The organism is Desulfovibrio desulfuricans, assembly GCF_024460775.1.
GTDB classification, from domain to species: domain Bacteria; phylum Desulfobacterota; class Desulfovibrionia; order Desulfovibrionales; family Desulfovibrionaceae; genus Desulfovibrio; species Desulfovibrio desulfuricans_E.
Genome location: NZ_JANFYZ010000002.1, coordinates 327,429 through 351,770 on the forward strand (window position 1 = coordinate 327,429; position 24,342 = coordinate 351,770).

Annotated in this window: 22 protein-coding genes; 10 read left to right on the forward strand and 12 right to left on the reverse strand. The window is 59.8% G+C overall.

Features of this window, described 5'->3' with window-relative positions; translation table 11 throughout:
- The first annotated feature begins 379 nt into the window (after nt 1-379).
- Complete coding sequence (locus NE637_RS04220; RefSeq protein ID WP_227117559.1) at nt 380-682, forward strand: hypothetical protein; 303 nt, start codon at nt 380-382, stop codon at nt 680-682.
- Between the two features lie 197 nt (nt 683-879).
- On the opposite strand, the gene tilS is transcribed toward NE637_RS04220, so the two are convergent.
- The 5 genes from tilS to NE637_RS04245 all read right to left on the reverse strand — a co-directional run bounded on the left by tilS (nt 880) and on the right by NE637_RS04245 (nt 5,461).
- The gene (tilS, locus tag NE637_RS04225; protein ID WP_227117557.1) at nt 880-2,010 is read right to left on the reverse strand and encodes a tRNA lysidine(34) synthetase TilS; all 1,131 of its coding nucleotides are present in this window, start codon (nt 2,008-2,010) and stop codon (nt 880-882) included.
- A gap of 285 nt (nt 2,011-2,295) precedes the next feature.
- The gene (locus tag NE637_RS04230) at nt 2,296-2,634 is read right to left on the reverse strand and encodes a hypothetical protein (protein ID WP_192111485.1); all 339 of its coding nucleotides are present in this window, start codon (nt 2,632-2,634) and stop codon (nt 2,296-2,298) included.
- On the reverse strand, nt 2,634-3,926 hold the full coding sequence (gene hemA / locus NE637_RS04235) for a glutamyl-tRNA reductase (protein ID WP_227117556.1): 1,293 nt from the start codon (nt 3,924-3,926) through the stop codon (nt 2,634-2,636). The genes NE637_RS04230 and hemA overlap by 1 nt, the downstream gene beginning before the upstream one ends.
- Before the next feature lie 13 nt (nt 3,927-3,939).
- Nucleotides 3,940-4,767 (reverse strand): cytochrome c biogenesis protein CcsA, encoded by an 828-nt coding sequence (ccsA, locus tag NE637_RS04240; RefSeq protein ID WP_192111486.1) that lies wholly within the window; start codon nt 4,765-4,767, stop codon nt 3,940-3,942.
- Nucleotides 4,754-5,461, reverse strand: a complete 708-nt coding sequence (locus NE637_RS04245) for a precorrin-2 dehydrogenase/sirohydrochlorin ferrochelatase family protein (RefSeq protein WP_227117555.1) — start codon at nt 5,459-5,461, stop codon at nt 4,754-4,756. The genes ccsA and NE637_RS04245 overlap by 14 nt, the downstream gene beginning before the upstream one ends.
- A 233-nt stretch (nt 5,462-5,694) precedes the next feature.
- Between NE637_RS04245 and NE637_RS04250 the strand changes: the two genes are divergently transcribed.
- Both NE637_RS04250 and NE637_RS04255 read left to right on the forward strand, forming a co-directional pair.
- On the forward strand, nt 5,695-6,975 hold the full coding sequence (locus tag NE637_RS04250) for a glycosyltransferase family 9 protein (protein WP_227117553.1): 1,281 nt from the start codon (nt 5,695-5,697) through the stop codon (nt 6,973-6,975).
- Nucleotides 6,975-8,261, forward strand: coding sequence for a CgeB family protein (locus NE637_RS04255; RefSeq protein ID WP_227117552.1), 1,287 nt, complete (start codon nt 6,975-6,977; stop codon nt 8,259-8,261). The genes NE637_RS04250 and NE637_RS04255 overlap by 1 nt, the downstream gene beginning before the upstream one ends.
- Nucleotides 8,262-8,383: 122 nt before the next feature.
- Here NE637_RS04255 and NE637_RS04260 read toward each other — a convergent pair whose 3' ends face one another.
- A complete protein-coding gene (locus NE637_RS04260; RefSeq protein WP_227117550.1) occupies nt 8,384-9,403 on the reverse strand; it encodes a hypothetical protein in 1,020 nt (339 codons plus the stop codon).
- 459 nt (nt 9,404-9,862) lie between these two features.
- Between NE637_RS04260 and ybgF the strand changes: the two genes are divergently transcribed.
- From ybgF to NE637_RS04280, 4 genes are all read left to right on the forward strand, one after another.
- Complete coding sequence (gene ybgF / locus NE637_RS04265; protein WP_227117549.1) at nt 9,863-11,203, forward strand: tol-pal system protein YbgF; 1,341 nt, start codon at nt 9,863-9,865, stop codon at nt 11,201-11,203.
- A 42-nt stretch (nt 11,204-11,245) separates the two neighbouring features.
- A complete protein-coding gene (dprA, locus tag NE637_RS04270) occupies nt 11,246-12,640 on the forward strand; it encodes a DNA-processing protein DprA (RefSeq protein WP_227117548.1) in 1,395 nt (464 codons plus the stop codon).
- Complete coding sequence (locus NE637_RS04275; protein ID WP_256267577.1) at nt 12,637-13,758, forward strand: tyrosine recombinase XerC; 1,122 nt, start codon at nt 12,637-12,639, stop codon at nt 13,756-13,758. Before dprA ends, NE637_RS04275 begins: the two co-directional genes overlap by 4 nt.
- A 185-nt stretch (nt 13,759-13,943) precedes the next feature.
- Nucleotides 13,944-14,861 carry a manganese-dependent inorganic pyrophosphatase gene (locus tag NE637_RS04280; RefSeq protein ID WP_192111492.1) on the forward strand — a complete coding sequence of 306 codons (918 nt, stop codon included), beginning with the start codon at nt 13,944-13,946 and terminating at the stop codon, nt 14,859-14,861.
- Nucleotides 14,862-15,327: 466 nt separating this feature from the next.
- On the opposite strand, the gene NE637_RS04285 is transcribed toward NE637_RS04280, so the two are convergent.
- Entirely contained in the window at nt 15,328-16,050 is a 723-nt protein-coding gene (locus NE637_RS04285; RefSeq protein ID WP_192111493.1) for a hypothetical protein, read from the reverse strand.
- Between the two features lie 175 nt (nt 16,051-16,225).
- Here NE637_RS04285 and NE637_RS04290 point away from each other — a divergent pair, with 175 nt between their 5' ends.
- A complete protein-coding gene (locus tag NE637_RS04290) occupies nt 16,226-17,416 on the forward strand; it encodes an HlyD family secretion protein (RefSeq protein ID WP_192111494.1) in 1,191 nt (396 codons plus the stop codon).
- A gap of 563 nt (nt 17,417-17,979) precedes the next feature.
- On the opposite strand, the gene queD is transcribed toward NE637_RS04290, so the two are convergent.
- From queD to NE637_RS04310, 4 genes are all read right to left on the reverse strand, one after another.
- Nucleotides 17,980-18,336 carry a 6-carboxytetrahydropterin synthase QueD gene (queD, locus tag NE637_RS04295; RefSeq protein WP_192111495.1) on the reverse strand — a complete coding sequence of 119 codons (357 nt, stop codon included), beginning with the start codon at nt 18,334-18,336 and terminating at the stop codon, nt 17,980-17,982.
- Between the two features lie 8 nt (nt 18,337-18,344).
- Nucleotides 18,345-18,983 (reverse strand): 7-carboxy-7-deazaguanine synthase, encoded by a 639-nt coding sequence (gene queE / locus NE637_RS04300; RefSeq protein ID WP_227117544.1) that lies wholly within the window; start codon nt 18,981-18,983, stop codon nt 18,345-18,347.
- Between the two features lie 370 nt (nt 18,984-19,353).
- Complete coding sequence (locus NE637_RS04305) at nt 19,354-21,102, reverse strand: YcaO-like family protein (RefSeq protein ID WP_227117543.1); 1,749 nt, start codon at nt 21,100-21,102, stop codon at nt 19,354-19,356.
- Nucleotides 21,099-21,875: a class I SAM-dependent methyltransferase gene (locus NE637_RS04310; protein ID WP_227117541.1), complete on the reverse strand. Its 777-nt coding sequence runs from the start codon at nt 21,873-21,875 to the stop codon at nt 21,099-21,101. Before NE637_RS04310 ends, NE637_RS04305 begins: the two co-directional genes overlap by 4 nt.
- Nucleotides 21,876-22,103: 228 nt before the next feature.
- Here NE637_RS04310 and NE637_RS04315 point away from each other — a divergent pair, with 228 nt between their 5' ends.
- Complete coding sequence (locus NE637_RS04315) at nt 22,104-22,952, forward strand: 50S ribosomal protein L11 methyltransferase (RefSeq protein WP_215647682.1); 849 nt, start codon at nt 22,104-22,106, stop codon at nt 22,950-22,952.
- 2 nt (nt 22,953-22,954) lie between these two features.
- Nucleotides 22,955-23,278: a hypothetical protein gene (locus NE637_RS04320; RefSeq protein WP_227117540.1), complete on the forward strand. Its 324-nt coding sequence runs from the start codon at nt 22,955-22,957 to the stop codon at nt 23,276-23,278.
- Between the two features lie 119 nt (nt 23,279-23,397).
- Here the strand turns inward: NE637_RS04320 and NE637_RS04325 are convergent, their stop codons facing one another.
- Complete coding sequence (locus NE637_RS04325; protein WP_227117538.1) at nt 23,398-24,264, reverse strand: M23 family metallopeptidase; 867 nt, start codon at nt 24,262-24,264, stop codon at nt 23,398-23,400.
- Between the last annotated feature and the right edge of the window lie 78 nt (nt 24,265-24,342).

Genomic DNA, 24,342 nt, shown 5'->3' on the forward strand with positions numbered 1-24,342 from the left:
TCAAAACGGTTTTTTATTTCGGTCGAGTACCGTGAGAGTACACTCCCTGCATAAAAAAACGTTTTTCCTTGCCAGAAAGCAAAAATCCCCACCATGCAAATGGTTGCCTTGCGGTTTGGGGTGAGCCTGTCAGGCTGATTTACGCAAACCCGACTTTTGCACCCTGAATGCGTCAGCGCCGGGATTTTGATGCTCACGTACTTGAGTACGCTGCGCTCAAAATCCCGGCGCTTTCTTTTCAGTCCGCAAAACGCGTATTTTGCAAATTAGCCCAACACCAGCCATCGCCTCCGCTTTCGCTCCGGCGAGTATAAGGAAGGCAACTCCACGACCAGCTTCTTATGAAGGACGATATTTTTCTGACTTGTAGGACATTCGCTTGATCACGGTTGATCGGGGTAGGTGTTGTTTGCAATGGGCTGTTTTTTTGAACAAAATTTTTATCTATCTGCAATGGTTATTATTTTTATCGACTTGGAAAGCCAAGGGCATGCGCAAGGGGCAAAGCATTTATTCAAGGCATAAAAAACAGTGGTATTTGGCTGAAATGGAAACCATCCAAAGCGAAAGCGGACTCTGGCATTTACGCGGCGCGGAGGGAGATCGCCTGAGCGAGCAAAGCGAGGGGAAGGAAGCTCCCGCAGCTATAGCCGCGTTGCCCTCGTCATCCAGCGGAAGTTGAAAACCCTCTTAGGGGGTGTTCCGGGGGGAGTGCAGAGGGGGCCGAGGAGGGGCGCAGCCCCTAACAGGCCCCCTTTGCCCCGCGCCGGGGAGGCGCATAACCTTCGCCGAAAGGCGAAACCAAGTGCCCGCAGGGCAGCAAACCAAATCATTGTGGCCAGAGGGCGAAACCCCGTGCCCGAAGGCGGCAAAATCCAGTTATCTGCCAGCCGCGCAGCGGCGAAAAACAACACTCCCACCTTTCAAATACGCTTCCAACCCACCGGGCAACTGAAACCTCGTATTCCCCCGCCCCTTGGCAAGAGCATCATTCAGAGCCAGCAAAGTTCGGGCGCGAGCCTGACCGTGAATCTGCCCCGAACTGTCAGAATCTTTGTCAGCATTCCCCGCCGCAGGGCGGCACAAAAAACGCACAGCCCGAACATACAGGCGCAAGCGGGCGGCAGGGTGCAGCCCCGCCAGCAACTTCGCAGGCAAGGTCAGGCTGGGGCCTTCAACAATATCTTTCTTTGCTGAAAGCTCCGCGTCATCCTTCCCCACAATCCACGGATGTTCAGCCAGGGCCGCATCGAGCGCCGTATTCCAGTAATCCTCATCCAGCCGTGCCATTTGCCACAGATCATGCAGGGTGCGGTCAAGGGAGGGATTTTCTTCGCGCAGCAGGGGCAGCACATCCAGCCGCAGCCTGTTGCGCTTGTATTGGCGGCTCTGGTTGCTGGCATCCTCGCGCCAGTCAATGCCGCATTCGACCAACAATGTTCTCAGCGCTTGCGCGTCCGTTGCCAACAGCGGGCGCAGCAGATGGCGCTCGTCATCGCGAGCGGCCATGCCTCCAAGGGCGGGCCATCCTGTGCCCCGCGTGAGGCGCAGCAATACGTCCTCGCTCACATCGCCAGCGTGATGCCCAAGGGCGATAACGTCGGCCCCCACGGCAACGCGCTCCTGCTCAAGCAGGGCATAGCGCAATCGGCGTGCGGCATCTTCAATGCCAGTACCGCTGTTTTCGGCCAGCTTGCGCACATCGGCTTGCCGCACGGTACAGGGGATGTTCAGGATATTGCATACCTGGAGTGTAAATACAGCGTCTTGCGCAGATTCGTCCCGCAAGCCGTGGTCAACGCTCAGGGCGTGGAGGCTCAGCCCCAGCCGTGGGGCCAGCAGGTGCAGCACAACGGCGAGCGCTGTGGAATCGGCCCCGCCGGAAAGAGCCAGCAGCAGCCGCGAATCTTTTGCAAGCCCAAGCCGCGTCAGGCAGAAGCGCTCCACCTCAAGGCAAAGACGGGCCGCGGCGGGCGGGATGTTTTGCAGCGTAGGCGCGGATTTGATCATGGCATGCCTGCGGCAAGGATATATGGGCAGAAGCTCGGCCCGGAGAGATTGGAACTTGTGAAACCGGGAATGACCGATGCAGGAAGGTTTTTGGGGGGCATGTGCCGCCCCAAATCCGTATCAAAAAGCCGTGCCTGGGGGCTTCTCTAACTCAATGATTCTGCGCCAAGGGCAAGGAAAAAGGCTTTTTTTACGAAAGGAGTGTACTCTTACGGTACATGACTGGAGTAAAAAATATCCTTTTGACGCAGCCAGTTGGACAAAAGAATGAGTTAGAGACTGACCCTAAGCCGGATTGATGCCCAGTTCCACCAGCAGGTTCTCAAGCCATACGATCATGCGGTCGCGCAGTTCGGGCGAGGCATAGTGCACACATTCGCAGCGCATGCGGCCACGCGCGCGCACAAGCAGCTCAAGGCGCACAAAATTTTCTTCAATTTCCAGCCCCATGACGTGGGGGCCGCAGCTTTCCTCATGCTCCTGCTGCACTGGCGAGAGCATGTCGGCGGGAACGGGCAGCCAGAAGAGGCCGTCCATGCCCGAGGTAAGCTCCATCTCGGTGAGGGTGGCACTCAGTTTTGCGGTATCTTCTTCCGTGATGTCGTCAATTCCGTACCAGCGCATCAGTGTTCCTCCGAATAGGGGCAGCCAGTTTTATCCAGATTGAAAATACGGCGCGCAATGCTGATGCGCGGGCCGTTGCCCTCCTGGGACATGCTGCCGCGCTTGAGAAACATGATGGGGTCATGGTTGAGCTTGCGCACCAGCGCACCCACCAGAGCCTCAAGGGCATCGCGGGTTTCATCGTTCACCGGGCCGAGCCTTTTGAGGGTCTTGGCCAGTTCTTCCTGTCCCATGCGTTCGCCGCGCTGGATGAGGTCAACGATGGTGGGCTGGACGTCGAGGCTTGAAAGCCAGCGGGAGAACAGCAGCACTTCCTCATTGACGATATCTGCGGCCTTGGCGGCTTCGTCGCGTCGAGTGGCGAGGTTTTCTTCCACCACTTCCTTGAGGTCGTCAATGTCGTACAGATAGACGTTGTCGAGGCCGTTGACGTCCGGGTCGATGTCGCGCGGCACGGCAATGTCGATAAAGAACATGGGCCTGTTTTTGCGGGCCTTGAGCACGGCGCGGATGTCGCGCGCGCGGATGATGGGTTCCTGCGAACCGGTGGAGGTGATGATGATGTCCACCTCTGTCAGGTGCTCTGCCATGTCTTCAAAGGGGATAGCCCGTCCCTTGAACTGCTTTGCCAGCTCCTGCCCGCGCTCGAGCGTGCGGTTGGCAACCAGAATTTCATCAATGCCCGACTGCAAAAGGTGCATGGCGGCAAGTTCGGCCATTTCGCCTGCGCCCACCAGCATTGCCTTATGGGTCTTCATGTCGCCAAAAATGCGTTTGGCAAGCTCCACGGCGGCATAACTGATGGAAACCGCGCTGGAGGCCACCGCAGTTTCTGTGCGCACCCTTTTGGCTACGGAAAAAGCCTTGTGCACCAGCCTGTTAAGTATAACGCCCGTGGCGTGGCACTTGACCGCCTTGCGGTAGGCGGTTTTGAGCTGGCCCAGAATCTGCGGTTCGCCCAGCACCATGGAATCAAGGCTGGACGCCACAGAAAACAGATGGCGCACCGCCTCCAGATTCTTGTGCACATAGACGTAGGGCTTGAGTTCCTCGGGCTTCGCGCCGCGCGCAACGGCCCAGTTTTCAAGCATCTGCCCGGCTACGTCGCCGTTGCCGGCGGCCAGCAGCTCCACGCGGTTACAGGTGGAAAGGATCACGCTTTCGCTCACCGCGCCAACACACGGCACGGCCCAATGCTCTTCATCGCAGTGGTTGACCAGGGCAAAGCGCTCGCGCACGTCCACGCTGGCAGTGCGATGATTCAGGCCGACAAGAAAGATATCACAGTCCATGATGATAGCCCGGTCAGCGCCGGATGAATGCGTGGTGTGTTTCCATGAAGGTATTCACCACAATGATTGAAAAGAGGCAGAGAATAAATACAAAAACAGCCAGTTGCGCAGGCTTGCGGCCCTTCCAGCCCTTGGTGAGGCGGTTGTGGAAAAGCACGGAGTAGAACAGCCAGATCACAATGCTGATAACTTCCTTGGGGTCGCCCGTAACCGTGCCGCCAAATACCGGCTTGGCCCAGATAAGCCCGGAAACGATGCCCAGAGTGTACATGGGGAAGCCGATCATGGTCGTGATGGCATTGATTTTATCAAGCATGGAGAGGGCGGGCATGTCGAGCCAAAAGCCCTTCATGGTCAGCTTGCTTTTGATGCGCCCCTCCATGAACAGAAAGAGCGCTCCGGCGGCAAAGGCCAGCGCCAGCAGGGCAAGGCTCAAAAAGAGCGAGCCGATGTGCAGGGCGTAAAACGAGGTGTTGAGCGAGGGCGGAACCTGCACCACCGAGGCCAGATACGGGGCCGACATGGCAAAGAGCATAAGCCCGAGCGGCGTGGCGAATACCAGCGGAATCTCCTGCCGCAGCTTGGCCCAGGCGGCAATGCCGCAGAGCACCACAAACCAGGCCATGAGCTGAAAGTACGCGCCAGCGCTCAGGCCGCCGGGCAGGGCCTTGTGAAAGCCCAGAAAGAGCATGAGCGTCTGGCAGGCAAAGCCCGCCAGCGCCACGCTACAGCCTATCTTGCGCCACAGGGCGCTGCGCGCGGCAACGCCCGCAAGCCCTGCAACACTGGCCGAGCCATAGAGCAGCAGGGTTACGGCGGTGGAAAATTCAGGGGAGATCATGGAGCAACTCCGCTATATTGGCGTGCAGTGCGGGCGGAAGCGCCGCCTGCAAATAACGCGTACAGTTTTCATGGTCGTGTTCTTCCAGCCACTGTTGCAGAGGTGATTCTGCCAGCTTGCGGAACAATCCGGTATTCTGCCCTGTATCGTGCCCCAAGGCAAGAACCAGAGGCCGCAGCCGACCCATCAGGGTTGCCATGCGCGAACGCGGTTCAAGCCAGCGCTCAAGTTCGCCCTTCCAGCGGCGGGCCAGCGCGGGGCTTGCCCCGCCAGTGGAAAGCGCCGCCGCAAGCGGGGTGCTGCGGGCCACGGCTGGCACCTGAAAACAGCCCTCATCCGGATTGCTCGCGCTGTTGCACAAAATACCCGCAACGGCGCACAGGGCGGCAATGCGGCTGTTTTCCGCAGCGCTGCCCGTGGCGGCAAATACCAGCCCGCAGCCATTGAGGTCGGCAGTCTCGCAGGCGCGGCGTTCAAAGTGTACCCTTGGGTCGCGTAGCAGTTCCGCCGCTTCCGGCGCTGATTCCGTCGCAGGCCCGGCAGGGTCGAGCACCAGCACGGATGCCGGATTGCAGGCCAGCAGGCCGGAAAGTTTGCGTTGCCCCACCTGACCAAGGCCGACCACCAGACAGCGAATGCCTGAGAGCGAGATGAATATGGGGTAGAGCGGGGCGGGGGGCAGTTGTGCGCGCATGTGTGATCCAGATGGTGAAAGAAGCTTGAGGGTGAGCATACAGCAGCGCGAAATATTTTGCAAAGGGCTTGCGCGCCGCAGCATTTGCGCAACTTTGACTGTTGTGCAGCGAAGCTGCGCCGCACATTGCTTGCCTAGGTGGACAGATTGCCTTAGATTGTGGGCAATTGGCAGTTTTACGCATGCTTGCGGCTATTGACCGGTTACTGCCATCAACAACCATACGGAACGACATGCCCAAATTTTTGGTCATACAGGCGGCACGCTTTGGCGATCTGGTGCAGACCAAGCGCCTGTTGTTGAGCCTGGCCTTGCGCGGCGAGGTTCATCTTGCCGTGGATGTCAGCCTGGTTCCGCTGGCCAGGGTGCTCTATCCCTTTGCCGAGCTGCACGCCCTGTCGGTGCACGGCAGGCCCGAGGCAGAGGCGCTGGCGCGCAACACCGCTGTGCTGGACCGTTGGCAGGGCTTGCCCTTTGAAGCCGTGTACAACTGCAATTTTTCCGGCACTACTGCGGCCCTGTGCCGAGTTTTTGAGGTGGAACAGGTTCAGGGGTACCGGCCAGAGGCCGGGGGCATTTCGCGCTCGCCCTGGGCGCGTCTTGGCTTCCGCCTCAGTGAGCGGCGCGCGCTGGCAACGATGAATCTTGTGGATTTTTGGGCGCATTTTGCACCAGAGCCGGTTGAGCCCCGCAGGGTCAACCCTGTGGCGACCCCCGGCGGGCGAGGGCTCGGCGTGGTGCTGGCAGGGCGCGAATCGCGCCGCTCGTTGCCCGTGCCCGTGCTGGCCGAGGTGGTGCGCACAGCCTTTGGGGCATTGGGCGGCCCGCGCATTCTGTTGCTGGGTTCAAGGGCGGAGCAGCCCGCTGCCCGTCAACTCTTGCGGCAGTTGCCTGGCAAGATGCTCGACAGGGTGGAAGATTGCAGCGGCAAAACAGACTGGCCCTCCCTTGTGGACGCCGTAGACGGGCTGGATGCGCTGATCACGCCCGATACGGGCATCATGCACCTTGGCGCGCACCTTGGCGTGCCTGTGCTTGGTTTTTTTCTCTCTTCAGCCTGGCTGCACGAAACCGGGCCATACGGCGAGGGCCATCATGTGTGGCAGACGGCGCGCTCCTGCGGGCCGTGTCTTGAAACCGCCCCTTGTCCCTACGATGTAGCCTGTGGTCAGCCCCTGGCGCAGGTGGAGCTTTTGCGCTCCATTGCCGCAGTACTTGCCCGTCTAAAATCGGGCGCGCCCTTTGCCGTCGCACAGGCGGAATCATGGCCGCCCCTGCCAGCGGATTTGCAGTTGTGGCGCACGGGCATGGACTCCTTGGGCACGCTGCCGCACCTGCTCGCGGGAAGTGACCCGCATGCGCAGGAGCGCAGGCGCGTGCGCGATTTTCTGGCTGCGCGCCTGCATCTGCCCATGCCGGACGAAAGCGCCGCTCTTGCCCCGCAAGCTCCGAATCTTGACGAATGGCTTTATAACGATGCGGACTGGATGTTGCCGCCAGGGAGATACTGCTGATGCCCGCCGCTCCTCTGCGAATTCTTGTGGTGCTGCCCATGTACGGCGGCTCGCTGCCCATCGGCCGCTACTGCGCCAGCGCCCTCAGCGGGCTGGGGCACAGCGTGCGCGTGTTTGAGGCTCCCTTGCTGCATCCGGCCTTTACCGGGCTGCGCGGCCTTGGGTTGGCCCCGACGCAGACTGCCCAACTGGAAAATTCTTTTTTGCAGGTGGTTTCTCAGGCCGTGTGGGCGCAGGTTCAGGCGCAGGAGCCGCATCTGGTGCTGGCCCTGGCGCAGGCTCCCATAGGGCGCAGCCTGTTGCAGCGTTTGCGCAGGTCGGGCGTGCGTACAGCCATGTGGTTTGTGGAAGATCACGAGGTTTTTGATTACTGGAAGGCCTACGCACCACTGTACGATGTTTTTGCCGTTATCCAGAAAGAGCCTTTTTTATCCATGCTCTCGGGCATCGGGCAGGGCAATGCCCTGTATCTGCCGCTGGCGGCCCAGCCGGATTTCCACAAGCCACTGGAGCTGACCGAGCAGGAAAAGCGCGAATATGGGGCCGATATCGGCTTTCTTGGCGCGGGTTACCCCAACCGTCGGCTGGCTTTTCGTCAGCTTGTGGGGCGTGATTTTAAAATCTGGGGGTCGGACTGGGACGGCGAGAGCCTGCTTGCGCCCCACGTGCAGCGCGGCGGCGCGCGCATTGATGCGGATGAGAGCGTCAAAATCTACAATGCCACGCGCGTCAACCTGAATCTGCACTCGAGCCTTGGCACTGCGGAGCTTGTGAGCAAGGGTGATTTTGTCAATCCGCGCACTTTTGAACTGGCGTGCATGGGGGCCTTTCAGCTTGTGGACAGGCGGGCGCTCATGCCCGAGCTGTTTGCGCAGGATGAACTGGCAACCTTTGGCACGCTGGAAGAATTTTACGCGGGCATCGAGTATTTTCTGGCCCATCCGGACGAACGTCATGCCTTTGCCGCCCGCGCAAGGGAGCGGGTGTTGCGCGATCATACGTACGAGCAACGCATGGCTGCGCTGCTCGACTTTGTGGAGCAGCGCCTCGGCCCCTGGCCGGTGGAGCTGGGTTCTTCCGGCGGCATGCCGCCCGATGTTGAGGCCGTGCTTTCGCCCGAGATTCGCAGGGACATGGCGGCGATGTTGCAGGGGCTTGGCCTTGGCCCCAATGCCGGATTTGATGATGTCATCAATGCCTTGCGCGCCCGTAGCGGCGTGTTGACAGAAACCGAGGCTGCCCTGCTGTTTCTCGATGAATGGCGCAGGCAATACGGCAAAAAATAACTTTCCAATATAGTTGCATAATTCCTAGTGCGCCATGCCCGGTTTTGCCAGCAGCGCGCAGATATGAAAAACCCCGCCGTAGAGGCGGGGTTTTTACGTCATATCCATGCGGCAATTAGCCGCTATTGCACAATATCGGTCATGGATGGGGGCAGGGTGATTTCCGTCATGTTGAGGTAGAAGGGCAGCATGATGGCAACTGCCAGCACCAGCGCGGCCAGCAGGGTGATCTTGTGGCGCATGGGGGTGGCGCTGCGGGCCACGAATGTCCAGAGCAGGGCCGGAACAAGCCAGAGCAGCAGCTCTGCGCTTTCCATAATGGCGTCAGTGGCGGTAAACGTGTCGTTTTGCCAGGCGTTCTGCACGTCAAACACCGAGGATGCCAGCAAAATAACCCAGAAAACAGCCCAGGCGTTGCGCGCCCATGTGGCGCACCAGGGGAGCATGGTATTGTAGTGGTCGCGGCCAAAGTCGTCATATTTGCGGCGCAGCACAAGCCAGAAAGCGCCCATGCCGCCAGCCACGGCCAGCATCAGGGGCAACGACCAGAAAAGGGCGCACCAGAAGGGGGTTCCAAAACCGGGAACATAAATGTGCCCAAGGGTCAGCAAGTCCGCATCGGGGCGGGCCAGTGCCATGAGCAGGCGGGCCGCAGCCAGGGACGCCACGGTGGCGATGATGCCCTGAATGCCGCTGACCACGCCCATGCCCACATGCAGCATGGGCAGCTTGAGCAAGAATTTCCACAAGGCAAAATACATGCTGTTGATAAGTACGGCCAGCCCGAGCATGATCCAGCTCATTTCAACCATGAAGTCGGAGATGGAGTCGGGCGTATAGGAGCTTTGCGTAAAGAAGAGCCAGACCCTGCCGCAGATGAGCAGCGCCCAGCCAAGCAGCAATGAGAGCAAGGCCAGCTGGCGCGCGCATTTTTCATAGGAGGCGCGCTTGCGCGTAACCGCCAGCGCCCGTGCGGTGGCAGACATGAAACCCAGGCCCGCAAAGGCCAGCAGGGCCGCGAGCGGTAGGGCTATGCTCAGGGCGTCAAGGCCCATGCGCGCCATGGGAAAGGACTGTCCAAGATGCCGCAACGCGTCCATCCAAGTTGTCAGGGCCGCTGCCATTTCCTGGAAAAAATTCATCTGGCTTCGCCTCCGGTCTGGCTTGATGCCGGATAGGAACTGTTCATGCGGATTATTGCCGCCTTTTGCCTGCCGTGTTTCGGGTGAGCCACCTGTGCACGTGCGAATGAAGGCAAAATCCCGTTTGCAGCCGGGCGCAGGGCACACCAAAAGCTGCGGAACAGACTTTTTGATGCTGCGATGCTCCGGTTGTCCGTATCTGTTATGTAGTACGAGCGTGAGCAAGCCTGTTCTTGCCTGAAAAACGCTGCCGCTGCAAGAGTTCTTGAAATATGGCCGGGGTTGAGGCACAAGAAAGGTTGGCAGGTTGATGGGCTTGTGCGTTTGCAGTTCTGGCGGCTTTAGCAGCCGGGCAAGCGACAAGACCGGGCCGAAATTTTTTTGATGGGCGTCTGTTGCGGGCTTTTGATGCATTGAGCGATATTTCAACGCAAGAATGCTCTTGTGCTGGAGACCGGGATGAAAACACTGATTGTTGTGCCGTTGGCCTGCGTTGCGCTGGTTGCTGGCTGCGCTTCTTCTGACAAAATGCGTCAGGTGGAATCGACCAGCGAAACCAACCAGAAGCTGCTGCGCGAGACCGACCAGCGATTGCGTACGCTGGAGCAAAGCGTAAATACGCTTGATACCCAGGTTGCCCAGCTCAATAACAGGGTTTACGAAGTGCGCACCCGTGGCGGACAAAAAACCGGCATGACCGTGGTGCCCATTATTCCGCCGCAGCCTCACAAGAGCGTTGTGGTTACGCCTGCCCAGCCGGAAAGCGCCCAGCTTACCGCACACGGCCCGGTTGCGCCCAGCAGCTCCGAGCGCCCCCCAGTTAATCCCGCTCAGCCCGCAGCCAGTGCTGTTCCAGCAAACTCCACAGCGCCCAACGCCCGTACTGTTGATCCCGCCGCCACAATCAGGCCCATTCCCGCTGCCGCCCCGCGTGAGACCGCCAGGGCCGAAGCCGAGGCGATGCCCAAAACTTCTGCGGAAAAGATCCCTGCAGCAAAGACCGCTGCACAGCAAAGCTCCGCAGAAAAGCCGCAAGCTGCCGCCAAGGGCGCGGCGGGGGCTGCTTCGGCCGGATCTGCTGCATCTTTCGCTCTGCCGCCCGAGTCGGCTTTGCCCCCTGCGGCTTCTGCCGCAAGCGGAAAGGGGGCGGTTCAGCCCATGCTGCCGCCTGTTGCCGCAGCCGGGGGCAATCCTGATGTCCCCGTGCCTTCTGTGCCGGTCTCTGATCTTGCGCTGCCGCCCGAACATCCTGGGCTGGGCCTGCCGCCCCTGCCTGGGGATGCCGCCGCCAAAAACGGCGCAAAGGGCAAGGCTGCCAAAGCCGCTGCCTCACCTGCTCCTGCTTCGGCCCCTGCTTCGGCGGCAAGCGCTGCCGCCACGCCTGCTGTCTCGGCGCAAGCCCAGCCCGCAGCCTTGCCCAAGAGCGGCAAGGGCGAGGAAGCCGCATACAAGGCTGCCTTGCAGCCTGCCATGTCTGGCCGGGCCGCAGACAGTATTGGCCGTTTTCAGACCTTTTTGCAGGAATACCCGCAGGGCCGCTTTGCCGCCAATGCGGAATACTGGATTGGCGAGGGCTACTACGCCCAGGGCAAGTACAAGGATGCGCTGGCGCAGTTTGAAAAGGTCAACAGCCAGTGGCCTCGCCATCACAAGAATGCCGATGCCCTGCTGAAAACCGGCATGACCTTGAGCCGTATGGGCGACAAGGAAGGCGCCGCGCAGGCGTACAAAAAACTGCTGTCGCAGTTTCCCAACTCTGAAGCGGCGGGGCTTGCCCGGTCGCGTGGTCTGGCCCGGTAAAATGGGCTGCACAGCGGCGCTGGGCCATACAGCGGTGGCGGCATGAGCCAGCCATGTAAAACTCTGGCTGTAATGGACGAGGCCGCCCGCAAGGAATACTGGGCAAGCCTTGCCCTGCGGCACTGCCGTGGGCTGGGTGCGCGTTCTGCCGCACGCCTTGCGCGGCACTTTGGCTCGGCCTACGCCGCCGTGCAGGCGCGCGAACTCTGGCATGAGGCGGGCGTCAACAAGGGGCAGGCCGCCGAACTGGCTACGGGGTCGTGGCGTGTCACTGCCAGAGAAGAATGGGATCGCGCCCGCGATCTTGCCGCATCCATAGTCCTGTGGACAGACCCTGAATATCCCGTGCTGCTGCGCCCGGTTATTGATGCGCCCCTGCTGCTCTATTGCCGGGGTGATCTTTCCCTGCTGCAATCGCCGGGTTTTGCGGTGGTTGGCTCGCGCAAGGCCACCAAACATGGCAGGTCTGTGGCCGAATACATGGCGCGCTGCCTTTCGGCCTGCGGCATTGCCATTGTTTCCGGCATGGCGCTGGGCATAGACAGGGTTGCCCATGAGGCCGCGCTTGAGCGCGTTGGCCGCAGCATCGGCGTGTTGGGAACGGGCATTGATATGCTCTATCCCATTGGCAACATGACTGTTTTTGATGAAATGGAGCGCCGGGGTCTGCTGATCTCTGAATTCGCGCCCGGCACTCTGCCGCATGCGGGCAATTTCCCCATCCGCAACCGCATTATCAGCGGGCTGTCGCTGGGAGTGCTGGTGGTGGAGGCCGCCCAGCGGTCGGGCAGTCTTATCACGGCGCGGCTGGCTCTGGAGCAAAACCGCGAAGTGTACGCCGTGCCGGGGCCTGCGCTGGATGCCCATTGCCTTGGCTGTCAGGATTTGGTGCGTCAGGGCGCGCATGCCGTATTCAGCGCCGAGGACGTGTTGCGCGATCTGGCGGAGCAGTTGCGGCCCTTTGGCATCAGCGAGGGCAGTGTTCCCGGTGAAGAGGAAGGACTGCTGGAGGATGTGCCTGTGCCGCAATCATCCAAGGCGGCAGGCACGTCCAGAGCGTCAGCACCCAGCGCAGCAGGCCGGGGCACCGCAGACAAGGGCGCGGCGGCTGGCAAACCCGGCAAGGCCGATGAGCAGGATGCCCCAACCGGGGAGCATGCCAGCGAAAATGCACCTATTATAGATGATGCCAGCAGCAATGCATGCACAGTGCAGCCCCTTAACGAGGGCGAGCGCGCCGCTGCGGAAAACGCCGCTGCCGCCGATGGCAACGCTGATCTGCTTGCGTATCTGCGTCAGCATGGCCCCACCCATGCCGATGTTCTGGCTGATGCCGCAGGGCTGAGCGCTGCGGCGGCCAATGCCGCTCTTGTGGGGCTTGAGATGCTGGGCAAGGTGCGGCGTTTGCCCGGCGCGCGCTATGAGGTGACGGCATGAGCAGGGCACAGGGCGGGCAAAAAGGCCCGGTCGGCGCGACCACCAGCCAAAAAGCCGGGGGCGGTGCTGCTGCGGCCAAAACAACAGCGCGCAAAAAAACTGCGGGCAAGCAAACGCAAGGCTCGTTGACCGAGGCAGCCACGCCAAACACGCAGGAACAGGCCGCTGGCGGGCAACGCAAACCCGGCCCCGACCGGGCAAAGCTCTTTGTTGATGCCTTTCTGGCCTGGATGGAAGTGCAGAAGGGCGCTTCGCCCGCCACGCTCAAAGCCTACGGCAGCGACCTTGCGCAACTCATCGAATTTCTGCGCGGGCAGGATGCTGACCTTGGAAGGCCCGAATCCGTCACCCGGCGGCACGTGCAGGCCTATCTGGCCTGGCTGTTCCGTCAGGGCGAGGCCAAAAGCTCCATGGCCAGAAAACTGGCGGCTGTGCGTTCATTCTTCCGTTTTCAACAGCGCAATGGTGTGGTAACAGAAAATGTGGCCGCGCAGGTGCGTAATCCCCGGCAGGAAAAACGCCACCCTCGCGCCCTGAATGTGGACGAAACCTTTGCCTTGCTGGATGCGGAGCATGGGCCGGCCGGGACAGAGAGCGCCGAATCCGCGCGCCTGCTGTGCCGCGACCTTGCCCTTGCGGAACTGCTCTACGGTTCTGGCCTGCGCATTTCAGAGGCGCTTGGCCTCAATATTGATGATGTGCAGCTTTCATCGCGCGTGCTGCGCGTTATGGGCAAGGGCTCGCGTGAGCGGCTTGCGCCGCTTTCCGACACGTCGTGCGAGAGCCTCAGGGCATGGCTTGACGAGCGCCCGCTTCTGGCCCTGCCGGAAGAGCAGGCCCTGTTTGTGGGTTCGCGTGGTTCGCGCCTGAACCGCAGGGAGGCCGCGCGCATTGTGGAGCGCCTGTGCCGCCGGGCCGGGCTGGATTTTACAGTGTCGCCGCACAGCCTGCGCCATTCGTTTGCCACGCACCTGCTTTCGGCAGGGGCCGACCTGCGCAGCGTGCAGGAGCTGCTGGGACACCGCAGATTGACCACCACCCAGCGCTACACGCAGGTAAGCCTTGAGCATTTGATGGAAGCCTATGACAAGGCCCATCCCAAGGCGACGAAAAAATAAAAAAATCACTAAGTTAAAAATATCGTTTATTTTCAGATAGATGTGTTTTGTGGGGTAGGGTGTCCACTAATCTGTTTCGGGTTTTTTTGTGCGAAGACCTTGGCATGGACAGGACTTTGTGCTAAAGAGAACAAAGCGGTCGCACTGAACCGCATACCCGAACAATACCGGAAGGAGAGACTGTCATGTCCGCATTAGTTATTGGTCACATGAATCCTGATACCGACAGCATCATTTCTGCCATTGCCGCCGCCGACCTGTACAGCAAGCGCGGTCTGGACGTTACCCCTGCCGCTCAGGGCGCGCCCACTCCTGAAACCGAATTCGTGCTCAAGAAGTTCGGTCTCACCGCTCCCCAGGTTGTTGCCGACGTGGCTGGCAAGAATCTGTATCTGGTGGACTATTCCGATCTGGCTCAGGCCCCCAAGGGAATGGATTCTGCCTGTGTGCTCGGTATCGCTGATCACCACAAGCTTGGTGATGTGACCACCTCCGCGCCCCTGGAAGCCTGGATCTGGCCCGTGGGCTGCACCTGCACCGTGCTGAAGAACATGTTTGACTTCTACGGCGTGGAAATTTCCAAGGGCATCGCTGGCGGCATGCTGTGCGCCATCCTCTCCGATACCGTTATCTTCAAGTCCCCCACCTGCACCCCCGCCGACAAGAAGGCCGTTGAAGAACTGGCCAAGATCGCGGGCGTGAGCGACGTTATGGCTCTGGGCATGGAAATGTTCAAGGTCAAGAGCGCCGTTGAAGGCACCTCCATGAAGGATCTGGTCTTCCGTGACTACAAGGACTTCGACATGGGCGGCAAGAAAGTTGGCATCGGCCAGCTCGAAGTGGTCGACCTTTCCATTCTGGAACCCGTCAAGGCTGGCCTTCAGGCCGAAATCGCCCGCGTGAAGGGCGAAGGCCGTCACAGCGTGTTCCTGCTGCTCACCGACATCATGAAGGAAGGCTCTGAAATGCTGATCGTTTCTGACGATCCTTCCGTGGTGGAAAAGGCTTTTGGCGTGAAGGCCGAAGGCAAATCCGTGTGGCTGCCCGGCGTGATGAGCCGCAAAAAGCAGGTCGTGCCCAACTTTGAAAAGGCTTTCAAGTAAGCTCTAGCTTAGCTTGAAATGATTTTGCCCCGCCGGGGCAGGGAAGCAGGTTCTTGCGAACCGAACCCCTGCCTTGGCGGGGTTCTTTTTTGCAGGGCAGCACTTGGCGCTTTTTTGAGCAGCAGTGGCTGCCTTTTGCCCAGGGTGAGGCGGCGTCATAATAGTGCCGCACAGGCGGGCGATTTGTGCGGTTGCGGCTGGATGCCCCAACAGCGGCCCCCATGCGCAGGCAGTTCCGCTTTTGCAGTGCTTTATCCGCGCGCGGGGGCAGGGGCAAGGGTGCGTAAGATGCGGCAAAATCGTGGGGGATGCCTTCGGGGCAGGCCGTTGACCGCAGCGCCTGCATGTTGCCGCGCAATTCAGTTGAGGGCTGGCTCTGCTGGTGCTCGGACGCAAAAAGGCTGCCAGTTCTGTGCGAACCGACAGCCTCTGATTCTTATACTGCAGGGTTGGACGAGTGTGCGGCCTACAGGCTGCGCTCTTCCAGACCTTCGCCGCTCTTTTGTTTGGCCTTGTTGGGCGGGGTAGTGACAGGCTGCAAGCCGGGCACCACGTCATGCACTTCCGTAGGCGGCAAGAGCGGATCGGCGGCATCGCGCTGAATGACCTTGCTGTCGCGCACGTACAGCGTGCAGGAAAGGCCAAAGCACTCGTATACCGCAGCAACAGTGCCCTTGAGCTTTTCCTGATCATTGAGCGGCGGTGGAACCAGCACGTAATAAATGCGGGTGCGCCCGCCCCTCTTGGGTTCCACAAAGCAGGAAACTATCCATTCATCCTGTCCGTCCCCGTTCCAGTCCGCAATGCCGACCATATTGACTTTAAGCTTCTGCGTGGCATGATTGATGCTGAAACCGTTGGGGAAACGCTGCACGCGGCTGTCGGGCAGGATGGTGGCGGAAAATGTTTCGCCAAGATACACATCGTGCGCCGTATCGTTTTGCAGCATAAATGAGGGCGAAAGGCGGGTGAAAAGTATGTCGCCGTAGTCTTTCAAACCCTTGAACGACATGGGGGCCGTGTAGGAGCCGTCCTTGTCCAGCAGGTCACGGGCCTGAAGTTCCTTGGGCATGTTATGCGCCATTTTCATGAATTCGTCTTTTTCCACCACAACTACAGGGCGGGTGGTACCGCAGCCGGCAAGCAGACAGCCCAGGCAAAGCAGGGCGCAGATTCGCGATAAGACCATGATATGTGTCGACTCCCCTGGCGGAGATTTGACGGCAAAAAGCCGCTTCTCCGTGAATGCAGCTTTTGTAAGCGTCTGCGAGCGGCTTGTAAAGAGCATTGCGGGTAGTATGGTACGGTATCTGCATGTTTTTATGATAATGTCATGAAAATGCTCCAACCCCACAGGACACGACATGCCCGAACCAATATATTTGCAAATGCCCGAACCCAGACTGAAAAAGCATGGCCGCATGTTTTTGCGCCTCCTGCCCCTGTGGGTGATAGGCTGTCTGGTTGCCGCCGGGTGGTGGTGGATTGAATCTGGCCGCGTAACAAGCACCTGGGCCATGCTCGATGGCATGGTGTATGCGGTTTCGTCCGAATTCCCCGCCAAGGTCGAATCCGTGGCTGTTCGCGAGGGCGACCGCGTCAAAAAAGGGCAGGTCTTGGCCCGGCTGGACGCCAGAGCTTATGCTGGCCGTGTGGGCGAAGCTGGGCGCGAGGCAGCCGGTCTGCGCGCTATGGCTGGCCCGCCGAGCATTGAAGAAACCGCAGCCCGGCTCAAGCAGGCGCAGGATTCGGAACAGGAGATGGTGCGCCGCATCGCACTGGCGCGGCATGATGAAGATCTCAAACAGAAAGCGCGTGAAGAGCGCGTGGCAGAGCATGTGCGCGCCCAGCTTGCCCTGCGCACCCTTGATAGCCAGGGCGGTGAACGCGCCGTGGGCAGCGCGCGCTACGCAGCCGCCAAGCAGGCGGAAGCTCAGACCCGCCTTGCCAAGGAGCGGGCCATTGTGGAATTTGAACAGGTCAGCCTTGTGCGCGCAGCCATAGATCAGGAACTTGCCCGAGTGCGTGCGGAAGCTCTGCGTTACAAACAGTTGGCCTCAAGCAACCGCTATGCGCCAAAATATGTGGCAGGCGCCTTGGGCGCTGCCATGAATGCCGTGCCGCAAAATGCTGTGGACGGCAATCTCTACGCGCCGCAGGATGGGCGCATTCTGCGCGGCATCGCCATGCCGGGGCAGTCTGTGCAGCGCGGTGAACCCGTGGTCCTGCTGTTGCCCGAGGGCAAGGAAGCGCAAAAATCCTTCTGGCTGTTGGCCTTTTTTACGCAGGATGCCGCCAATGCCCTCAAGCCGGGCCAGAAATGCGCCATAACCCTGAAAAATGACACCAGGCTTGAAGGGCGCGTCTATGACAGGCTCGACCCGCAGCCCCTGCCGCCCAATGCCCTTGCGGATAGCAAGGATGCCAGTGAGACTGCGGCCCGCCCGGAAGTTTACGTGCCTGTGCGCATAACCATCAGTGATGGCGAGGGCAAGCAGTTTGAACCAGGCATGCTGGGGAAGTGCGAGGTTATGACGAGGGTTTTCTGGAATTAGGGGACGTTTGGGGGGCTTGCGGGGCGGGCGGCTAACTGAAATTTCTGAAATTTTCTGCCCTGTGGGCACAGGATTCCGTCCTCTGGCGGAGTTTAGGACGCCTGTGCGGCACGCGATTTCAGCTTACCCACTGAGGTCGATTAAATTTTTTGCTCTTTGGGCACGATATTTCGCCCTCCGGCGAAATTTTGGAAGCCTGCGCGGCGCGCGGCAAGGCGGGGCCGGTTATGGGGCTTCGCCCCCTTCGCGGCCCCCCTTGCATCCCCCCCCGAAGCACCCCCAAAGAGGGCTTTCAACTATCTTTATGCTACGAGGGCAACGCGGCTATAGCTGCGGGAGCTTCCTTCCCTCGCTGCGCTCACTCAGGGGATCTCCCTCCGCGCCGCGTTAATGCCAGAGAACGCTTCCGCTTTGAATCAAAAGCTGCTTCAGCCATGATTGAAGATTCTTCTGAAGTGCTGAAAACAGCTCTCTGAATATTTCGTTCAGCCATGATCAAATGGATAAATTGAGAGTCAGAAAAATCCGCCCGCCCCTCCTATCTGTCCGTTGCTATCTTCCCCCTACTTCCCGGTGTACACGGCACCAGACGTGGGGCTTTCCTTAACCACGATTTTTGAAAGCCCCCTGATCTGGGGATCCAGCTTGCCCCAGAGCCAGATGGCGATATTTTCGCTGGTGGGATTTTCAAGCCCTTCAATATCATTCAGATACGTGTGATCCAGCTGGTCAACATACGACTTCGCAGTCGCTTTGATGTCGCCAAAATCAACAACCCAGCCATTGGTTTCAGACACTTCGCCCTGCACATAAACTTCAACAACAAAAGTATGCCCATGCAGATTGCCGCATTTGTGGCCTACCGGTACAGCGGGCAACCGGTGCGCCGCGTCAAACGTCATAGTAACGTAAATATCCATATGTTCTCCTAAGCAATGCCGATAAACTTGTGCGTCTGGAGGCTGAGCTTCCACAGCGGGCGATCCTGACAGATTCTGACAGCATCTTCTGTTGCCTGTGACTGACCTGCATAGTCGCGTGGTTGCAGAAAAAAATGTTTGAAATCCAGTTGCTCAAAATCCTGTACGGAAATGCCCTCTTGAGGCCAGACGAGCTTCAGCTCGCTCCCGGATGTAACAACCAGCTTTGTTCCCGCCTTGGGGCTGACCGTAATCCAGTCCAGGCCTTTGGGCAGGGGGAGCGTCCCGTTGGTTTCTATTCCTGTTTCCACACCGCAGCGGCCCAACTCCTGCAACAATTCTTCTGTAAGTTGCAGGGCAGGCTCCCCACCTGTGAAGACCACGTACGGCCGATAGCCCGGATGCGTATAGCTGGGGAAAAAAGAGCAGATCGCCTGGGCCAGCGTAGCGGCGTTTTTGAATTCTCCGCCCGATTTCTCGGCCCCGAGAAAGTCTGTATCGCAAAATGGGCATTTGGCAAATTTGCGATCTTCTTCCCGCCCTGACCAGAGGTTGCAGCCGGAAAAACGGCAGAAAATCGCGGGGCGGCCCGCGTGGAACCCTTCCCCCTGCAACGTATAAAAGATTTCCTTGACTGCAAAGCTCACTATATTTCTCCAGTTCCACCGCGTAGTTGTCATACGCTGCCTTTTACCTCACAGGCAGGCAGCCGCAATTTTTCTGCGTGAAGCGCGTATTCTTATACCCTCAGAGACATGCTGAGGCAAAATGTGTATTTTATCAAGAATATCAATGGAGTGCTGGAAGCATCCAGGCAAAGGACTTGCAGCTTTTGAAAAGCAAGCGCCGGGATTTTGCGCACCCGTATTCCTGCACGGAAGCATCAAAAACCCGGCGCTGACGCATTCAGCGCGGCAAAACCGTGTTTGCGGCATTACGCCAGACAGAAACGCCAATTCCCGATTGGGGGATGGAGCCAGTTCTGGAGCCAGTTATGGAGCCAATTCTAGAGCCTGTTCAGCTCGCCTGTCCTTCCAGCTCTGCGAGATGATTGCGGGCAAAATCCAGGCTGGCATCAAGCTCCAGCGCGGCGCTCAGATATTCGCGGGCCGGCTCGGCATTGCCCATGAATTTTTCGCATAGGCCGAGGTTGGCGAGGTCCATTGCAGAGCCTTTGTCCACCCGCAGCACAGCCTTAAAGGCTTCTGCCGCCTTGACATAGTCGCCAGTCTTGAAGTGGGCCACGCCAAGCAGATTGCCGTATTCCTTCATGTCCGGGCAGAGCCTGGCAGCGGCTGCCAGCGCGGGCAGGGCCTCCTGCCAGCGGCATTCAAGGGTGTCTGCATAGCCAAGGTAAAAGGAGGCCAGAGCCTGGGAATCCGCATCCGGTTGCAGGGGAACGGCTGCGGCAAAGGCGCTGCGGGCAGTGTTGAAGTCTTCCGCGCGCAGGGCCAGCATGCCTTCAAAAAAAGGCAGAAAATGCGCGCCGGGATAGCACGATTCCAGCACCTTCAACCCGTGCAGCACTGTCTCCGCATCGGCTTCCTCCACGAGTTTGCGGCCCACAAAGAGGCCAAGGCTCTGGTTGCGGTCGCGCTCGCGAAAATGCAGGCCCGGCACAATGCTGTAGTGGGTGGGGATGCCAAGGCGAGGATGCGTGGTTTCTACCGCGTAAAGCTCCAGCGGGGCAAGGCCGCGCAGGGCAGTGAGCAGTTCTTCGCGGATATCGGAATTCTCCACGGTGGGCAGGCTGGCAAGGGAGACGGTTGGGCCCTCGATAAGCCAGTTGATCTGCTCAAGGGCCGTGTACTTGGAAAGGCCCGAAGCCTCGTAGCAGGCGCGGGTGCAAAAATCGCCTGCAAGCTGGGCAACTTCCGTAACCGCGCGGATGGCCGCCTTGGCGGGGGAAGCCGCAGTACCGGCGGTGTAGACGATTTCAGAACTGTCGGGAAAGGTTTTGGGATCCCAGGCAACGGCGGCGACCGTGGGCAGGGGCATGCCCTGAGAAAAATCTTTCAGCACAATGCGCACGCCCTCGCGCTCAAAGGCCGCCAGCAGTTCGGCCAGCACCGGGTCAAAGGCGCAGGATGCCGGGTCGATGGTGGGCGTGGTGGGCAGGTTGCGGTCAACGCGGCAGCACACATGGCGCTCGATCAGTTCGCTCAGACCTTGCAGCAGCGATTCTTCACGGCTGTTGCCAGCCGAAGTGCCGTTAAATTCGCCAAGCAGCTTGAACCAGTCCAGCGGCAGCCATACGGTTTTGCCGTCCAGCAGGCGGGTGGCGGGGTAGAACTGCCAGCGCGTGAGGTCAAGCACACGGCGGGCATCCTGCGGCGAAAGGGTGTCGTCCACCGAGCGCAGCATGGCCTCAATGGATAGCAGATCGCTGCCAAAGCGGGCCTCGGCCTCGCTCCATGTGGCGCTGACCATATGGGGGCGTTCTTCCCAAAAGCTGAAAAAGGCAAAACGCTCCATCAGTTCCATAAGGGCCGAAGCTTCGGCCTGTTCGGCGGAGGAACCTTTGCCCATCTGTTTGCGGGTGGGCATGATGCGCCGGGCATCGGCCCCGCACACGCTCAGGAACACAGGTATGCCAAGCCTGCCCACGTCCACGCGGCGCGTTTTTGACAAAATGTCGAGGCGGGAGGAATCCAGCCGCTCGCGAACGCGGGCAATGGTCTGCGCGGGGCTCATGGTTTTGTCCAGATCGCGCGTGTAGCCCTTGGGGCAGGGGGCCAGGGTTATAATGGGCAACTGTTCGTTCATGGCCGCTCCAGAATCAGAATGCTGTACAGACGGCGCTGTTCTTCGCCGTTTTCATCGTGGGATTTAACGCCGATGCGGCCTTCGGTTATCTTGAAGGTCTTGGCCGCGATTTTGCCAAAATGGGGTTTGGCGCGGGCTACATCGGTGCAGAAAAAGGCCTTGCCGCCGGGTGCGAGGTGGCGATCCACAAATTTGACCAGCGGCCTGTGCAGCTCGTCCAGATAGAGAATTTCCGAGGCGGCGATAATGTCAAAACCGCTGGCAAAGCGCGGGTCGCGCCCTGGCGCGGTCACGTCCACATGGGTGACTTCAATCTGGTCGCCCAGGCCGTTGCGCAGCACGTTGGCCCTGGCAAAGCGCAGGGCCTGCTCCACCACATCGCTCAGCACCACGCGCGCAAAGCCGTAGCGGGCGGCTACAAGGCTCAGCGCGCCGCAGCCAGCGCCTAGCTCCAGCAGGCTTTTGCCCTGCGGTTCGTACTTGCGCAGCAGGCGGCCCAGCACAAAAGAACCGGGCCAAAGCTTTGCCCACAGGGGCAGATCCTTGAGCGGATCATGGATGGCCTTGCGTTGCAGCAGCTTGTCCAGATGGGCGCTCATATTCTGTATGGAGAGCACCTCAAGGGGATTTTCGTCCACATGCAGCGGTTCGAATTCCACATCAAAATCGGTGCGGATGCGTTCCAGCAGGGTCTCAAGTTCGGCGGCATGGGCCTGGGAAAGACTGGGCGATGTTTCCTCGGGTGACAACGGCGTGCACAGGGAGTCAGACATGGATGTTCCTTGCAAAGGGGAATACAAAGGCTTCGATAAGTTAGTTACTATACCCGCATTTTAGGCGCATGGCAATCCTTATTGATTAAGTATGTATTACGGGGGCCAACGCCTCGCAAAAGAGGTTCGGCCCGCCAAAGGGGCTCGACCCGGTAGGGGAAGTCTGGCATTGTTGGCTGGTCGGCTGGTGTGCCAGTGGCCCCGCCGCAAACACTGAGCGAGAGGATTATGAAGCAGATTTTTCGTTTGGAAATGGTTGTGGCCGAAGAAGATGCAGACCGCGCCACCGGCTTGCTGACCCTGGGTGTGCCCTTTGGCTGGGAAGAAGAAACCCTGCCCACGGGTGAAACCCGCTTTCGCGTGCATTGCGAAAACCCCGAATTTATCAACAACCTGCAAAGCGATCTTCAGGCCCGCATTCCCGCTGCGGAATACACCCTGACCACGCTTGAGGACCAGGACTGGCTGGCAGCATGGCGGCAGTTTTTTACGCCTGTGCCCTGCGGCAACCGTTTTGTGGTGCTGCCCCCCTGGCTTGCCGACAGCAATGATTTTCCCGGTCGGGAAAAGATTGTCATCGAGCCCAAGAGCGCGTTTGGCACGGGCCATCATGCCACCACGGCCCTGTGCCTCACCGTGCTGAGCGAGCTTGTGGAAGCCGGGCGCGTCAAGCCGGGCCAGCATTTTCTGGATCTCGGCACTGGCTCGGGCGTGCTTGGCATTGCCTGCTGCAAGAGCGGCCTGACCGGTGAAGGTTACGACATCGACATGCTGGCCGTGGAAAATGCCATTGAAAACAGGCAGATCAACGGAATCGATGGCTTTGAAGTGGGCCTTGGCAGCATAGACGCGCTTGAAGGCCGCACCTATGATCTGGTGCTGGCAAATATTCTGGCCCGCCCGCTGATTGATCTTGCCCAGCGCATTGTGTGGGCCTGCAAGCCCGGCGCATGCATGGTGCTCTCCGGCCTGCTTGAAATTCAGGCTGACAGCGTGGAAGAAGCCTATATGGCCCAATGCCTGCCCAAACCCCGCCGCGTTATTGACGGCGAGTGGTGCGCGCTGGTCTGGGATTAGCATTGACGGTATTTGCTCTGGCAGCTGCGGCGGCGCAGGCGGATATTTCGTCTGCGTTGCCCGGTTTGCCCATTTTCCTTGCGCCGGAAACCGCCCCGGCAATGCTCTTTGCCATAGTGGTCGGGCTTGGCGTTGTCTTGCAGCTTGCGGGCAGGTTTTACGCCAGCCGCGGCGCAGCCCTGCTTGGGGCGGGCCTTGTGCTCGGCGCGGGCCTGTTTGACCGCGACCCGGTGCTGGTGGTTGGGCAGCTTGTGCTTGTGGCGGCCCTGTGGCCCAAAGCGCGCAAGAAGGCCCGTACGGCGGCAGATCGGCGAACCCGTAATTAGGCCTGGAATCAGGCCATTGTTCAGGTCATTCTCTGGCCATTGCTGTGCGGGGCGTTCTCCCTTGATCGGGGTGGGACTCTGCCCGGACCCCTGTGCGAGACGCTGGCTGGCTGTTCTTGCTAACGGCGCTGATCCCAGGTGGGGATGGGCGCCGGAGTGTAGTTATCGAGATCTTTCAGCGTAGTGCCCATGCGGGTGGGACGTCCGTTGGGGCCGCGCATCACAGGCCCGCAAGACTGCGCTTCAATGACGGGCGGTATGTCCGCCGGGGCGGGGCGCAGCACTTCATCAGCAGAATGCAGATAGGGCAGAGGATCAACGGCTTTGCCGGAGGCGTCCAGCAGGCCAAAGTGCAGGTGGGCCCCGGTGGTTCTGCCGGTACACCCCACAAGCCCCACGGGTTCGCCTGCGGTAACGCGCTGCCCGGTTTTTACCAGAGTTTTTGACATGTGCCCGTAGCGCGCCGTCATGCCGTCCTCTTGCCGGACATCAACGGAGATGCCCAGTGGGCCGTTTTCTCCGGCGCGGATGACTGTGCCGGGCTTGAAGGCCGTGACAGGCCAGCCCATGTGCGCGCGGATGTCTACACCCCCATGATCGCGCATGACCACGCCGCGCCTGCTGAGCCAGCCGGGCATGCGGCGGTTGCCAAAGGGGGATGTAATCAGCTCTCGCAGGGGCGGCAAGGAACGGCAAACCTCGGCATTGGCGGCTGATCCGGGATGGGCTGATTCCGGTATTGCTGGGGAAGATTCAGGCGCTGCATGCTGGCTGCTGGCAGATGTTTTTTGCGCGTCTGTTTGTCCAGCCTTGGATTCTGGGCTGTCTGGCTGGCCCGCGCTGGGTTCCGCAGCAAGTTCCGTGGCAGGTTTTGCGCTGTCGGCAGCGGGCGCGAACGATGCGCCCTCGGCAACAAGTTCCGTGGGAGGGCAGCCAAGGGCTATGCAGAGGGCACCAAGCGCGAGTCTGCTCAGAAATTTCGACACGTATTCTCCCCGTCTGTGGCTGCGTTTTGAGCGCGAACAGGTCGGCAGCATACGGTGCACTGTAAAAAATGCAAGCCA

Bases quoted from the DNA above. Each gene is read 5' to 3' on its own strand.
- NE637_RS04275 (WP_256267577.1), top strand. From the start codon at position 12,637: ATGAGCAGGGCACAGGGCGGGCAAAAAGGCCCGGTCGGCGCGACCACC.
- NE637_RS04245 (WP_227117555.1), bottom strand. From the start codon at position 5,461: ATGCGCGCACAACTGCCCCCCGCCCCGCTCTACCCCATATTCATCTCG.
- NE637_RS04290 (WP_192111494.1), top strand. From the start codon at position 16,226: ATGCCCGAACCAATATATTTGCAAATGCCCGAACCCAGACTGAAAAAG.
- NE637_RS04315 (WP_215647682.1), top strand. From the start codon at position 22,104: ATGAAGCAGATTTTTCGTTTGGAAATGGTTGTGGCCGAAGAAGATGCA.
- dprA (WP_227117548.1), top strand. From the start codon at position 11,246: ATGAGCCAGCCATGTAAAACTCTGGCTGTAATGGACGAGGCCGCCCGC.
- NE637_RS04280 (WP_192111492.1), top strand. From the start codon at position 13,944: ATGTCCGCATTAGTTATTGGTCACATGAATCCTGATACCGACAGCATC.
- ybgF (WP_227117549.1), top strand. From the start codon at position 9,863: ATGAAAACACTGATTGTTGTGCCGTTGGCCTGCGTTGCGCTGGTTGCT.
- NE637_RS04305 (WP_227117543.1), bottom strand. From the start codon at position 21,102: ATGAACGAACAGTTGCCCATTATAACCCTGGCCCCCTGCCCCAAGGGC.
- hemA (WP_227117556.1), bottom strand. From the start codon at position 3,926: ATGGACTGTGATATCTTTCTTGTCGGCCTGAATCATCGCACTGCCAGC.
- queD (WP_192111495.1), bottom strand. From the start codon at position 18,336: ATGGATATTTACGTTACTATGACGTTTGACGCGGCGCACCGGTTGCCC.
- NE637_RS04310 (WP_227117541.1), bottom strand. From the start codon at position 21,875: ATGTCTGACTCCCTGTGCACGCCGTTGTCACCCGAGGAAACATCGCCC.
- ccsA (WP_192111486.1), bottom strand. From the start codon at position 4,767: ATGATCTCCCCTGAATTTTCCACCGCCGTAACCCTGCTGCTCTATGGC.
- NE637_RS04285 (WP_192111493.1), bottom strand. From the start codon at position 16,050: ATGGTCTTATCGCGAATCTGCGCCCTGCTTTGCCTGGGCTGTCTGCTT.
- NE637_RS04255 (WP_227117552.1), top strand. From the start codon at position 6,975: ATGCCCGCCGCTCCTCTGCGAATTCTTGTGGTGCTGCCCATGTACGGC.
- tilS (WP_227117557.1), bottom strand. From the start codon at position 2,010: ATGATCAAATCCGCGCCTACGCTGCAAAACATCCCGCCCGCCGCGGCC.
- NE637_RS04230 (WP_192111485.1), bottom strand. From the start codon at position 2,634: ATGCGCTGGTACGGAATTGACGACATCACGGAAGAAGATACCGCAAAA.
- NE637_RS04250 (WP_227117553.1), top strand. From the start codon at position 5,695: ATGCCCAAATTTTTGGTCATACAGGCGGCACGCTTTGGCGATCTGGTG.
- NE637_RS04260 (WP_227117550.1), bottom strand. From the start codon at position 9,403: ATGAATTTTTTCCAGGAAATGGCAGCGGCCCTGACAACTTGGATGGAC.